The organism is Teichococcus deserti, from assembly GCF_001982615.1.
Lineage (GTDB): Bacteria > Pseudomonadota > Alphaproteobacteria > Acetobacterales > Acetobacteraceae > Pseudoroseomonas > Pseudoroseomonas deserti.
This window is the reverse complement of record NZ_MLCO01000232.1, coordinates 16,233-27,314: the sequence shown is the minus strand read 5'-3', so window position 1 is coordinate 27,314 and position 11,082 is coordinate 16,233. Positions and strand designations below refer to the sequence as shown.

Below are 11,082 nucleotides of genomic sequence, written 5' to 3'. Positions count from 1 at the left end.
TTCTCGTGGGCTCGGAGATGTGTATCAGAGACCGGGGCGGCGGCGAGGCTGCTCACCTGAACGGCAAGCAGAGCGCGCGCCGCATGGCTGCGCCGAGGCCCCTCCGGCAGACGCGGGGCGCGCGGCGGTGTAGGGGTGGGGCATGGACCAGGCTGTCGCGCCGCTGCTGGATGCGGACGGGTTTCTCTATGTCTTCGGCTATGGCTCGCTGATCTGGAAGCCGGGCTTCCCGCATGCGGCGATGCTGCCCGCCCTGCTGCGCGGCTTCCACCGGCGCTTCTGCATCTGGTCGACGCATCACCGCGGCACGCCGGAGCGCCCCGGGCTGGTGCTGGGGCTGGACCGCGGCGGCGCCTGCCGCGGCGTGCTGTTCCGGGTGGAGCCGGCGGATGCGGCCGCCGCGCTGGCCTATCTGGACGCGCGGGAGATGATCGGCGGGGTCTATGAGCGGCGGATGGTGACGGCGCGGCTGCTCCCCGGCGGGGAGTTCAAGCGGGCGGTGACTTTCGTCGCGGTGCGCGGCCTGGATTCCTACTGCCGCGCGCTGGCGCCGGAGGCGGCGGCGGCGGCCATCGCCGCCGGGGTGGGGCTGAGCGGGGCCAACCGGGACTATCTGCTGAACACGGTGGCCGAGCTGCGGAGCCTGGGGGTGCGCGATGCCGGGCTGGACCGGATCGCCGCTTTGTTGCCGCCCGATTAAGGCGAGGCGCCGATTCGCGCGGCCTCGCAGAAGGCGCTGCGCAGGTTTTCCGCAGAGTTGTCCACAGGGGCGAGTCAGAAGGCCATGTCACAGGCAAGCCCCATCCGCTGGCTGTGGCGTCCTGATTTTAAGATTGCAATGTTTCCAGGCGCTTATGAAGTATTTCTGCCAGGGAACAAGCCTCCCGGCGGCCTGCCATGAGGCGAAAATCGAGCCCTGGCAGAGGCTTGCAGACCGGCGTTGGAAGCCGTGGGTCCTGCCAGGGACCGGTTATCCCACAGAATTATCCACAAGTGGCGGCTGCACGGCAGGTCCGCCGCCAGCGCGGACCAGGCGGTCGGTTTCGGTCTCGATCGCCGCCTCGAGCTGTGCCAGCAGGGCGGCGCGCGGCAGGCCACGGGGCAGCGGCGGCAGGAAGGCCAGGGTGATCGGCCCGGGCAGCTTGCGGGCCATGGCGCCCCGCCCCCAATGCAGCCCGCTGTCGGTCGCCACCGGCACCACCGGGGCCGGGCTGGCGGCGGCCAGGGCGACGATCCCCGGCTGGTAGGGCACGCGGTGGCCGGGCAGGGTGCGGGTGCCCTCGGGGAAGATCACCACCTGGTGGCCCTGGGTCAGGAGGGCTGCGGATTCGCGGACCATCCGCTTCAGCGCCGAGGCGCCGCCCTTGCGGTCGACGGCGACCGAGCCGTAGTGGCGCGCCAGCTTCCCCCAGGCCGGGATCTTCAGCAGCTCCTGCTTCAGCACGTAGATCGGGTCGGGCAGGATCGCCAGCCAGACCACGGTGTCATAGGCCGACTGGTGCTTGGCGGCGATGACGGCGGGGCCGGGCGGCAGGTGCTCGCGCCCGGTGACGATCAGCCCGATGCCGCAGACATGCTTGAGCAGCCACATCATCAGCCGTGCCCAGCCCTGGACGTAGCGGCGCATCACCTGGCGCGGCAGGGCCAGCAGCGCCAGGCCGAAGATGCAGGTGGCCGCGGTCAGCACCAGGAACAGCAGGTTGAACAGCGCCGAGCGCAGGGACGTCAGCAACGGGGGGCACTCACGACGGCGGTTTCTCCGGCTTCAGGGCGGACAGGCCGAGCATCGCCCCCACCAGCTTTCCATATTCGCGCATCAGCAGGCCGGGGCGCGCGCCGCTGGCCTGCACCGGATGCGGCACCAGCTCGACCCCGGGCAGGGTGCGGCGCAGCTCCAGCAGGGCGCGGGGCATGTGGAAGGCGGCGGTGACGACGCGCAGCGAGGCGATCTGCCGCGCCTGGACCCATTCCGCAACCTCTGCCCCGTTGCCGCGGGTGCTGGTGGCCTGGCGGCCGACGGTGATCCGCGTCTCGATCTCGGTCGCCTGGGGGTCGAGCCCGGCATGGCGCATCAGCTGGTCGAGCGGCGCGTCGCGGCCGACGCCGGAGATGATCAGCCAGCGGCCCTCGCCCTCCTGCAGCAGGCGCAGCCCGGCCTCGACCCGCTGCGGCCCGCCGGTCAGCACGGCGATGCCGTCGGTCGGGCGCAGCGGCCGCTCCGGCTGCGCCCGGCTGAGCCCGGCGAAGAGCGCGAAGCCGCCGGCCAGCAGCATGGCGGCCAGGACAGGGGCGATCCACAGCCGGCTCCACAGGCCCTGGCGGCTGCCGTCGGGAAGCGGGCTCACGGCAGGCGCTTCAGCCAGCGGCGGACGCTGAGCTGGGCGGTGGCCCAGCCGATCAGGCCGGCGACCGGCGGCAGCAGCGCGAGATCCAGCCAGGGCAGCGCGGTCCAGGGCTGCACCTCGCCGCCCGCGAGAGGGGCTGCCAGGTTCGACAGGGCGGCCAGCGTGGGGACGGCGATGGCCGCGCCGGCCAGCGCGCCGCCGGCGGCCAGCAGGCCGATGCGCCGGGCGAAGCGGCCGGCGATGTCGCCCTGGGTCGCGCCCAGGTCGTGCAGGATCTCGATCGCCTGGCGGCGGGAGGCGACGCCGGCCCGCGTCGCCACCGCCACCACCGCGACCGCGACGCCGGCGACGAGCGCGAGGACCGCCAGCGCCACGCCCTGCACGCTGCGGGCCAGCGCCGCCAGCCGCGCCACCCAGATGCCGTGCGATTCCAGCTCGGCGCCGGGAACGGCCCCGGCCAGGCGCTCGGCGATCGGCGCGGGGTCCAGGGCCAGGTTCTTCAGCCGCAGCTCCAGCACCGCGGGCAAAGGGAGGGAGGGCACCTCGCCCAGCCAGGGGCGCAGCAGCTGCCGCATGCGGTCGGAATCGACCGGCACGGCGCTGGCGACCTCCGGCATGGCGCGCAGCACCTCCAGCGCGCGGTCCATCTGGCCGGCCTGCTCGGGCGGCAGCTGCACGGTGACGGCGGCGGCCGCGCCATGCTGCCAGCGGTCCTTCAGCGCCTCGGCGCCGCGGCTGCCGGCGAGCGCGATCGCGGCCAGCAGCGCCATGGCGGCGACCAGGCCCGGCAGCAGCCGGTCGGACAGCGCGCGCTTGAGGCCGAGCGGATCGCGGGCGTAGCGGCTGCGGCGCTCAGCCATGATGCACCACCCGGCCGCCATCCAGCACCAGCGAGGGCGCGGGGAACTGCGCCACCAGCTCCTCGCTGTGGGTGGCGACGACCACCGTGGTGCCCAGCCGGTTCATCTGCGTCAGCAGCGCCAGCAGGCGTCGGGCCTGCAGCGAATCGAGGTTGCCGGTGGGCTCGTCGGCGACCAGCAAAGCCGGGCGGGTGACCACGGCGCGGGCGATGGCGACGCGCTGCTGCTCGCCGCCCGACAGCTGCTGCGGCAGCGACAGTTCTTTGCCCTGCAGCCCGACCCAGCGCAGCATTTCCGTCACGTCCGGCCGCAGGCTGGATTCCGACCGCCCCGCCAGGCGCAGCGGCAGCGCGACGTTGTCGAAGGCGGACAGGTAGGGCAGCAGCCGGAAATCCTGGAAGACCACGCCGATGCGCCGGCGCAGCGCCGGCAGCGCCGCGCGCCGCTCCGGCCGGACCAGGGTGTCGAGCACCTCCAGGTCGCCGCGCGTCGGCAGCTGCGCCAGATGCATCAGGCGCAGCACCGAGGACTTGCCGGCGCCCGAGGCGCCCAGCAGCCAGGTGAAGCTGCCCTCGGGCAGGGTGAAGGTCAGGTCGGACAAGGCCTCGGGTCCCGCCCGCCCGTCGGGGGAGGGATAGCGCAGTCCGACCGCGGTGAAGCGCACCATGGCCAGGAAATGCCACGCCCGGCGGCGGCCCGCCACCCGCCTTGGTTGACGAACAGTTGCAGCCGGGGCTTGCGGCCTGGCCGCGGCCCCGGCATAGGCGCCGCATGCGCATCGAATGCCCGGATTGTGCCGCCGCCTATGACGTGCCGGAAGCCCTGGTGGCGCTCGGCCGCGAGGTGCGCTGCGTGCGCTGCGCCCATGCCTGGGTGCCGCGCCCGGCGGCCGCGCCCGTCGCGACTGCGGCGGGCGTCCCGGCAGAGGCATCGATGGAAGCCGAGGGCCTGCCGCTGCGCACGGAGGCCCCGCGCCTCCCGCCGGCGTCCGCGCGGGTCGAAGAGCACCTGCCCGCCGTCATCCCGCCGCCGCCCCGCCGCTCCCGCGCACCGGTGGTCCTGGCCTGGATCGCCTCCCTCCTGGCGGTCGGCGGCGCCGGCTTCGCGCTGTGGCACTACCGGCTGGACGTGGTCTCGGCCTGGCCGCCGTCGGCGCGGCTCTTCGGATGGATCTCCGGGCTGGCCGGCTGAACGGCGTCAGCCGGGTGCTGCAAGCTTGGCGCTCCGAGGTCGGAGGCGGGACGCCTCAGACCATCGCCTGCCACAGCCACACCGCGCCGACCCCGGCCAGGATCGAGACGCTGAGGTTCTTCGTCTTCCACTGCACCAGGATCACCGCCGCCGTGCCGAAGACGCCCGCCGGGCCGATGCGGTCCAGCGCCAGGCTGACATAGGCGACGAAGATCGGTCCCGGCAGGTTGCGCAGCATGGCGTCGATGAACGGCGGCGGGCGCACGGCGCGCAACACCGCATAGCCGCCGGCGCGGCACAGATAGGTCACCAGCGCCATGCCGATGATCGCCGCCAGCACGTCCCATCGCAGGATCATCGGGGCACCATCATCATCGCGTCTCGCGCCAGGCGGCCAGCGCCGCCCCCGACAGCGCGCCGGCCAGCAGCGGCAGCGGCGGGGCCACGCCCAGATGCTGCGCCGCCAGCGCGACGGCGCCCGCCAGGGCCCAGGGCGCCAGGTCGCGCCCCGGCCCGCGCCACAGCGGCACCAGCAGGGCGGAGAAGGCGGCGATCCCGCCGAAATACAGCGGATGCCCCGCCGGCAGCTGCACCGCGCCGCCCAGGACATGCCCCGCCGCCGAGGCCGCCATCCAGGCCACCCAGAGCGACAGCCCCATCCCCAGCAGGAAGCCGGCATCGCGGCCGCCGGCCCGCTGCTCGGCCATCGACAGGGCGAAGGAATGGTCGACCAGCGTCGCCAGCGACCCCCAGAGCTGCCAGCCGCGCAGCTTGTCGAGCCAGGGCGACAGCGCGGCCCCCATCGGCGCCATGCGGATATTGACCACGCCGGCGGCCAGGATCACGGCCAGCACCGGCGTCGGGTCGGTCCACATCTCCAGCGCCAGCAACTGGGCGGCGCCGGCATAGACGATGCCCGACATCAGCAGCGTCTCGAGCAGGCTGAGGCCCTTGCCGGCGGAGATGACGCCGACCACCAGGCCGAAGGGCAGCATGCCGATCCACAGCGGCAGCGCCACGCGGGCGCCGCGCCAGATGCCGACGCGGGTGAAGACCACCGGGTGGCGCGGCGCGGCGTCGCTCATCGGGGGCTCAGCCACGGCGGGCGGCGATCAGCCGGTCCTCGGCCTCGTCGCGATCCATGTCGAGGGCGCGGCCGGCGATGTCCTGGCTGAAGCCGGCGCGCGCCAGGGCGCCCATCGCCTTCATCCGGGCGGCGAGGTCGGGCGGCTCGGCGGCGAAGGGACCGGCGCGGCGGCGCTTCAACTGCCCGAGCGCGGCGGCGAGCTCGTCGAGCGGAGCTTCCTCCAGAACGCTGTCGGCGGTGCCCGGGGCGACGCCGCGCGCCGCCAGATGCGCACGGATGGCGCGCTGCGAGCGGCCGGCCTGGTTCAGCCGGCGGGCGCGGCTGGCGGCGAAGGCGGCGTCGTCCACCACGCCGATCGCGGTCAGCTTCTGCGCGATCTCGGCGATGTCGGCGCGGGCCTGGACGATGGCGGCGGCGATCATCTCGCTGTCCTGGCCTTCCGCCTCGGCGCGGCGGGCCCAGCGGTCGACGCGCCGCGCCAGCACGCGGGCCAGGCCGAGCTCGGTCGCCGCGAAGCGCGCCAGGTGCTTCAGCGCCGCCTCGCGCAGCCGGGTCGCGTCGGGCGCGCGGCCGGCCGGGACGGGTCCGCGTCTCTCCTGGCGTCTTTCCTGGCGTTTTTCCATGACAGGGGGCTTTTGCCACGCGGCCGCGCGGCGGTCAGGAGGCCGCGCATAAAAAAGCGCCCCGGGAACCAGGTCCCGGGGCGGCGCGAGGTGGAGAGGCTTGGGGAAGCGAAAAGACGGTTACGGGCGCGGGCTGCCGCTCTGGGCCGGGCCCGGGGTCGGCGTGCTCTGGCTCTGGCCGGTGACCGGCGGGTTGGCGCCCGCGGGGCCCTGGGTGGTGGCTTCCGGCGCGCGCGGGCGGTCGATGCCCGGATTGCCGCTCTGCGCCGCGCCCGGGACCGGCGTGCCGGTCGGGTTGCCGGTGGTGGCCGGGTTGGCGCCGTTCGGGCCGATCGCCGGCGGGGTGGAGCCCATGCTGCTGCCGGGGGTGCGCTCGCCGGCGGCCGGGCCGGGGCCGGTGCCGCTGCCGGAGCTGCCACCGGTGCCGCCGGTCCCCTGCGCCATCGCCGCGCTGGACAGGCCGATCAGAGCCGCCGCCGTCAGAGCCAGCATCGAGTTCCGCATCTGCATTCCTCCTGTTCTCGGGGGGCGCCGTCGGGCGCCGCTGGCCTGATTAACGACGCGGCAAGAACGGAGTTTCGGAAAATGCGGCGCCCGCCTTTGACCGGGGGCGCGGATTGCGGCAGACTTTCCGTTTCCGCGGCAACCGCGCGATCGGCGTGCGGCCTGCGGGAAGCCCCCGCGGGCGAGGCCCCGCGGAACTCCGGAGAGCGATAAGCGTGATCCCCGCCCTGATGCCGACCTACAACCGTGCCGACCTCGCTTTCGAGCGGGGCGAGGGCGCCTGGCTGTGGACGACGGACGGGCGACGAATGCTGGATTTCGGGTCGGGCATCGCCACCACCAGCATCGGCCACGCGCATCCGCACCTGGTCAAGACGGTCGCCGAGCAGGCGGCCCGCGTGATGCACGTCTCCAACCTCTACCGCGTGCCGCAGGCCGAGAAGCTGGCGGCGCGACTGGTCGAGAGCTCCTTCGCCGACAGCGTCTTCTTCTGCAATTCGGGCGCCGAGGCGAACGAAGGCATGATGAAGGCCGTCCGCAAGTACCATGCCGAGAACGGCCATCCCGAGCGCTTCCGCTTCGTCTGCTTCGAGGGCGCTTTCCACGGCCGCACCCTGGCGACGCTGGCCGCCACCGGCAACGCCAAGTACCTGGAGGGCTTCGGCCCGCCGGTCGAGGGCTTCGACCACGTGCCCTTCGGCAACATGAACGCGGTGCGCGACGCCATCGGCCCGAACACCGCGGCCATCATGATCGAGCCGATCCAGGGCGAGGGCGGCGTGCGCCCGGCCGATCTGCGCTTCCTGCGCGAGCTGCGCGCCGTCTGCGACGAATACGGCATCCTGCTGGCGCTGGACGAGGTGCAGACCGGCATGGGCCGTTCCGGCAAGCTCTGGGCGCATCAGTGGGCCGGGATCGAGCCGGACGTCATGTCCTCGGCCAAGGGCATCGGCGGCGGCTTCCCGCTCGGCGCCATCCTGGCGAAGGAGAAGGTCGCCCAGTATCTGAAGCCGGGCACCCATGGCACCACCTATGGCGGCAATCCGCTGGCCTGCTCGGCCGGCAATGCGGTGCTCGACATCATCCTGGCGCCGGGCTTCCTGGACCAGGTGGACCGCGTCGCCCGCTATCTGTGGCAGGGCATGGGCGCCCTGGCCGCCCGCCACCCGGAGGTCGCCAGCGGCGTCCGCGGCGCCGGCCTGCTGATCGGCCTGCAGCTGACGCCGGCGGTGACCAACAGCGCCTTCCAGGCGGCCGCCGTCGACGAGGGCCTGCTGACCGTCGCCGCCGGCCAGAACGTGCTGCGCGTGGCGCCGTCGCTGATCATCACCGAGGCCGAGGTGGATGCCGCGCTGGCCATGCTGGACCGCGCCGCGGCGAAGCTGACGCCGGTGAAGGCGGCCGCGCAATGAGTGCGGCGCTGAAGCCGACGGGCCGCATCGACGCGAAGGGCGAGGGGGCTTTGAGGCCCCCTCGCCACTTCCTGGAGCTGTCGGATTTCGACCCGGCGACGCTCCGCCACATGCTGGACCTCGCGGTCAGCACCAAGCGGGGCGAACTGAACGAAAAGCCGCTGGCCGGGAAGAGCATCGCGCTCATCTTCGAGAAGCCCTCGACCCGCACCCGCGTCTCCTTCGAGGTGGGCATCCGCCAGCTGGGCGGCGACCCGCTGGTGCTCTCCGCCAGGGAGATGCAGCTGGGCCGCGGCGAGAGCGTGGCCGACACCGCCCGCGTGCTGTCGCGCTATGTCGACGCCATCATGCTGCGCACCGACAGCGTCTCCAAGCTGCGCGGCCTGGCCGAGCACGCCACCGTGCCGGTGATCAACGGCCTGACCGACGTCTCGCATCCCTGCCAGCTGATGGCCGACATCCTCACCTTCGAGGAGCATCGCGGCCCCATCGCCGGCAAGGTCGTGGCCTGGACCGGCGACGGCAACAACGTGGCGCAGAGCTTCATCCAGGCGGCGGCGCGCTTCAACTTCACCCTGCGCCTGGCCACCCCGCCGGAGCTGGCGCCGCCGGCCCAGCTGGTCGACTGGGCGCGGCGCGAGGGCGCGACGATCGAGCTGCATGCCGATCCGGTCGCCGCGGTGCAGGGCGCCGACTGCGTGGTGACCGACACCTGGGTCAGCATGTCGGACGAGAAGGAGGACGGTCCCACCGCCCGCCACAACATGCTGATGCCCTACCAGCTCAATGCCGCGCTGCTGAAGCATGCGGCGAAGGATGCGCTGGTGATGCATTGCCTGCCGGCGCATCGCGGCGAGGAGATCACCGAGGAGGTGATCGAAGGGCCGCAGAGCGTCGTCTTCGACGAGGCTGAGAACCGGCTGCACGCCCAGAAGGGCGTCCTGCTCTGGGCCCTGGCCGGGCTGTGACCTGACGCCCCGGCTGCGGGGCGAAGCGTGGAAGAACAGGGCGCCCGGCGGCCGGCCGGGCGCCCTTTTTCATGTGCCGGCGCCTGCGCCACGCACGGTGCTTTGTTGCACTGCACATTACGCTGAATCCATGATTTCGCGTGGCGTAAACCGTGCCCGGATTCAAAAATGATTCGAAACATGCCCGGCAGCGCGAAAAATGCGGCCAGGAACGGCATCGGCGTCGGGATTTCCTCCTCCTTCATCCGGATCGTCTAAATTAAAACAGATCTGATTAACGAATTAGAAAGGCTCCTCCGCTTCCTTCGATCCTCCTGCTCCCCACTCCCTGCCGGAAAGCGCCGATGGCCCTGTTTCGCCTGCTCGCTGCCCTCCCGCGACGCCTGGGCGTCGTGACCTGCCTTCTGGCGGTGACGCTCTGCTCCGTGCTGGTCGCCGCTGAGATCGTCTCTGCCGTGCTGGTTTCCGAGGTCCGCCGCGACACGCTGCAGGACTCGCAGGCGCGGCTGGAGAGCAACCTCGGCACCATGAAGGCGCTGCTGGCGCAGCAGGGGCGGCAATGGGCGCTGCAGGACGGCCAGCTGCTGCTGGACGGCACGCCGCAGAACGACCGCAACGAGGTGGTCGACATCGTCAAGCAGGTGGCCGGCGGCGTCGCCACCATCTTCGCCGGCGACACCCGCGTCGCCACCAACGTGCTGACCGCCGCCGGCGGCCGCGCGGTGGGCACCAAGCTGGCGGCCGGCCCGGCGCATGACGCCGTCTTCCGCCGCGGCGAGACCTATCGCGGCACCGCCACCATCCTGGGCGCGCCGCACCAGACCATCTACGAGCCGATCCGCGACGCCTCCGGCAAGGTGATCGGCCTGCTCTTCGTCGGCCAGCCGCTGGCCGCCGTCGAGGCGCGGCTGGCGGGCCTCGAGATGCAGGGCATGCTGATGGGCGGCGGCATCGCCGTGGTCATCGGCGTCTTCGCCTGGCTGCTGACCCGGCTGGCGCTGCGCCCGCTGAAGGGCCTGGCCGCCGCCGTGCATGCCATCGCCGAGGGCCGCCTCGACCTGGAGCCGCCCTGCACCGACCGCCGCGACCTGCTGGGCGAGATCGGCCGCGCCGTGCAGCGGCTGGCCGAGGGCGGCCGCCAGGCCCGCCGCCTGGAGCAGGAGGCCGCCGCCAGCCGCGCCCGCGCCGGCGAGGAGCGCCGCGCCATGCAGCAGGGCCTGGCCGGGGAGATCGAGCGCGCCGTCGGCGGCATCGCCGTCGGCCTGTCGGAGGAGGTGGCGCGGCTGAACGGCGCCGCCAGCCTGCTGGCGAAGGGCACCACCCAGGCCGAGCGCGATGCCGGTGTGGTCGCCGACCGCGCCCGGGGTGCGACCGAGAATGTCGGCGCCGTCGCCGCCGCGGCCGAGGAGCTGGCCGCCAGCATCGCCGAGATCAGCCGCCGGGTGACCGAGGGCGCCGGCGTCGCCCGCGATGCGGTGGTCGCGGCCGAGGCCTCGGATTCGACGGTCGCCGGCCTTTCCGCCGCCGCCGACCGGATCGGCGACGTGGTGCGGCTGATCGCCGACATCGCCGGCCAGACCAATCTGCTGGCGCTGAACGCCACGATCGAAGCCGCCCGGGCGGGCGAGGCGGGCAAGGGCTTCGCCGTCGTCGCCTCCGAGGTGAAGACCCTGGCCAGCCAGACCGCCCGCGCCACCGAGGAGATCGCCACCCAGATCGGCGCCATGCGCGGCGCCACCAGCCAGGCGGTGCAGGCGGTGCGCGGCATCGCCGCCGCGGTCGGCCGGATGGACGAGGTGACCGCCGCCATCGCCTCGGCTGTCGAGGAGCAGGGCGCCGCCACCCAGGAGATCGCCCGCAACGCCGCCGCCGCCGCCGCCGGCACCGAGGGCGCGGCGCAGAGCACCGTGGCGCTGACCGAGCATGTCGCCGCCGCCGCCGCGGCGCTGGAAGGGCTGCGGGGTGCCACGGGCGCCGTCGGCCGCCAGGGCGAGGCGCTGCAGCAGGAGCTGTCCGGGGTGGTCAGCCGGCTGCGCGCCGCCTGACCTTCTGTTCCATGCCCTGGCTCCTCTCCCCGCCGGCCGCTAGACAC

General features: G+C 73.5%; 13 protein-coding genes. 5 read left to right on the top strand and 8 right to left on the bottom strand.

Going from position 1 to position 11,082, the window contains the following annotated elements; all coding sequences use genetic code 11:
* Positions 1 to 142 precede the first annotated feature (142 nt).
* Positions 143 to 700, top strand: coding sequence for a gamma-glutamylcyclotransferase (locus BKE38_RS21565; protein ID WP_076959298.1), 558 nt, complete (start codon positions 143 to 145; stop codon positions 698 to 700).
* Between the two features lie 270 nt (positions 701 to 970).
* On the opposite strand, the gene BKE38_RS21560 is transcribed toward BKE38_RS21565, so the two are convergent.
* From BKE38_RS21560 to BKE38_RS21545, 4 genes are read right to left on the bottom strand one after another with little or no spacing between them, the layout of a single operon-like run.
* Positions 971 to 1,732 (bottom strand): lysophospholipid acyltransferase family protein, encoded by a 762-nt coding sequence (locus BKE38_RS21560; protein ID WP_242662529.1) that lies wholly within the window; start codon positions 1,730 to 1,732, stop codon positions 971 to 973.
* Positions 1,733 to 1,742: 10 nt separating this feature from the next.
* A complete protein-coding gene (locus tag BKE38_RS21555; protein WP_242662528.1) occupies positions 1,743 to 2,345 on the bottom strand; it encodes a YdcF family protein in 603 nt (200 codons plus the stop codon).
* A complete protein-coding gene (locus BKE38_RS21550; protein ID WP_076959296.1) occupies positions 2,342 to 3,205 on the bottom strand; it encodes a cell division protein FtsX in 864 nt (287 codons plus the stop codon). Before BKE38_RS21550 ends, BKE38_RS21555 begins: the two co-directional genes overlap by 4 nt.
* Complete coding sequence (locus BKE38_RS21545; RefSeq protein WP_076959304.1) at positions 3,198 to 3,872, bottom strand: cell division ATP-binding protein FtsE; 675 nt, start codon at positions 3,870 to 3,872, stop codon at positions 3,198 to 3,200. Before BKE38_RS21545 ends, BKE38_RS21550 begins: the two co-directional genes overlap by 8 nt.
* 104 nt (positions 3,873 to 3,976) lie before the next feature.
* Between BKE38_RS21545 and BKE38_RS21540 the strand changes: the two genes are divergently transcribed.
* Positions 3,977 to 4,396, top strand: a complete 420-nt coding sequence (locus tag BKE38_RS21540; protein WP_076959295.1) for a zinc-ribbon domain-containing protein — start codon at positions 3,977 to 3,979, stop codon at positions 4,394 to 4,396.
* A gap of 55 nt (positions 4,397 to 4,451) precedes the next feature.
* On the opposite strand, the gene BKE38_RS21535 is transcribed toward BKE38_RS21540, so the two are convergent.
* The 4 genes from BKE38_RS21535 to BKE38_RS21520 form a co-directional block, all read right to left on the bottom strand.
* Positions 4,452 to 4,754, bottom strand: coding sequence for an AzlD family protein (locus tag BKE38_RS21535; RefSeq protein WP_242662527.1), 303 nt, complete (start codon positions 4,752 to 4,754; stop codon positions 4,452 to 4,454).
* Positions 4,755 to 4,767: 13 nt separating this feature from the next.
* Positions 4,768 to 5,481 carry an AzlC family ABC transporter permease gene (locus BKE38_RS21530; protein ID WP_076959294.1) on the bottom strand — a complete coding sequence of 238 codons (714 nt, stop codon included), beginning with the start codon at positions 5,479 to 5,481 and terminating at the stop codon, positions 4,768 to 4,770.
* A gap of 7 nt (positions 5,482 to 5,488) precedes the next feature.
* Entirely contained in the window at positions 5,489 to 6,106 is a 618-nt protein-coding gene (locus BKE38_RS21525) for a regulatory protein RecX (RefSeq protein ID WP_076959293.1), read from the bottom strand.
* 120 nt (positions 6,107 to 6,226) lie between these two features.
* Positions 6,227 to 6,610: a hypothetical protein gene (locus tag BKE38_RS21520; protein WP_131829676.1), complete on the bottom strand. Its 384-nt coding sequence runs from the start codon at positions 6,608 to 6,610 to the stop codon at positions 6,227 to 6,229.
* Between the two features lie 215 nt (positions 6,611 to 6,825).
* Between BKE38_RS21520 and BKE38_RS21515 the strand changes: the two genes are divergently transcribed.
* The 3 genes from BKE38_RS21515 to BKE38_RS21505 all read left to right on the top strand — a co-directional run bounded on the left by BKE38_RS21515 (position 6,826) and on the right by BKE38_RS21505 (position 11,035).
* On the top strand, positions 6,826 to 8,022 hold the full coding sequence (locus BKE38_RS21515) for an aspartate aminotransferase family protein (RefSeq protein WP_207553635.1): 1,197 nt from the start codon (positions 6,826 to 6,828) through the stop codon (positions 8,020 to 8,022).
* On the top strand, positions 8,019 to 8,990 hold the full coding sequence (gene argF / locus BKE38_RS21510) for an ornithine carbamoyltransferase (RefSeq protein ID WP_076959291.1): 972 nt from the start codon (positions 8,019 to 8,021) through the stop codon (positions 8,988 to 8,990). Before BKE38_RS21515 ends, argF begins: the two co-directional genes overlap by 4 nt.
* Positions 8,991 to 9,334: 344 nt before the next feature.
* Complete coding sequence (locus BKE38_RS21505) at positions 9,335 to 11,035, top strand: methyl-accepting chemotaxis protein (protein WP_076959290.1); 1,701 nt, start codon at positions 9,335 to 9,337, stop codon at positions 11,033 to 11,035.
* The last annotated feature ends 47 nt before the right edge of the window (positions 11,036 to 11,082 follow it).

What these genes read in the sequence shown, in the direction of transcription:
- BKE38_RS21525 (WP_076959293.1), bottom strand. Translation starts at nt 6,106, where the DNA reads ATGGAAAAACGCCAGGAAAGACGCCAGGAGAGACGCGGACCCGTCCCG.
- BKE38_RS21535 (WP_242662527.1), bottom strand. Translation starts at nt 4,754, where the DNA reads ATGATCCTGCGATGGGACGTGCTGGCGGCGATCATCGGCATGGCGCTG.
- BKE38_RS21505 (WP_076959290.1), top strand. Translation starts at nt 9,335, where the DNA reads ATGGCCCTGTTTCGCCTGCTCGCTGCCCTCCCGCGACGCCTGGGCGTC.
- BKE38_RS21530 (WP_076959294.1), bottom strand. Translation starts at nt 5,481, where the DNA reads ATGAGCGACGCCGCGCCGCGCCACCCGGTGGTCTTCACCCGCGTCGGC.
- BKE38_RS21540 (WP_076959295.1), top strand. Translation starts at nt 3,977, where the DNA reads ATGCGCATCGAATGCCCGGATTGTGCCGCCGCCTATGACGTGCCGGAA.
- argF (WP_076959291.1), top strand. Translation starts at nt 8,019, where the DNA reads ATGAGTGCGGCGCTGAAGCCGACGGGCCGCATCGACGCGAAGGGCGAG.
- BKE38_RS21565 (WP_076959298.1), top strand. Translation starts at nt 143, where the DNA reads ATGGACCAGGCTGTCGCGCCGCTGCTGGATGCGGACGGGTTTCTCTAT.
- BKE38_RS21520 (WP_131829676.1), bottom strand. Translation starts at nt 6,610, where the DNA reads ATGCGGAACTCGATGCTGGCTCTGACGGCGGCGGCTCTGATCGGCCTG.
- BKE38_RS21550 (WP_076959296.1), bottom strand. Translation starts at nt 3,205, where the DNA reads ATGGCTGAGCGCCGCAGCCGCTACGCCCGCGATCCGCTCGGCCTCAAG.
- BKE38_RS21545 (WP_076959304.1), bottom strand. Translation starts at nt 3,872, where the DNA reads ATGGTGCGCTTCACCGCGGTCGGACTGCGCTATCCCTCCCCCGACGGG.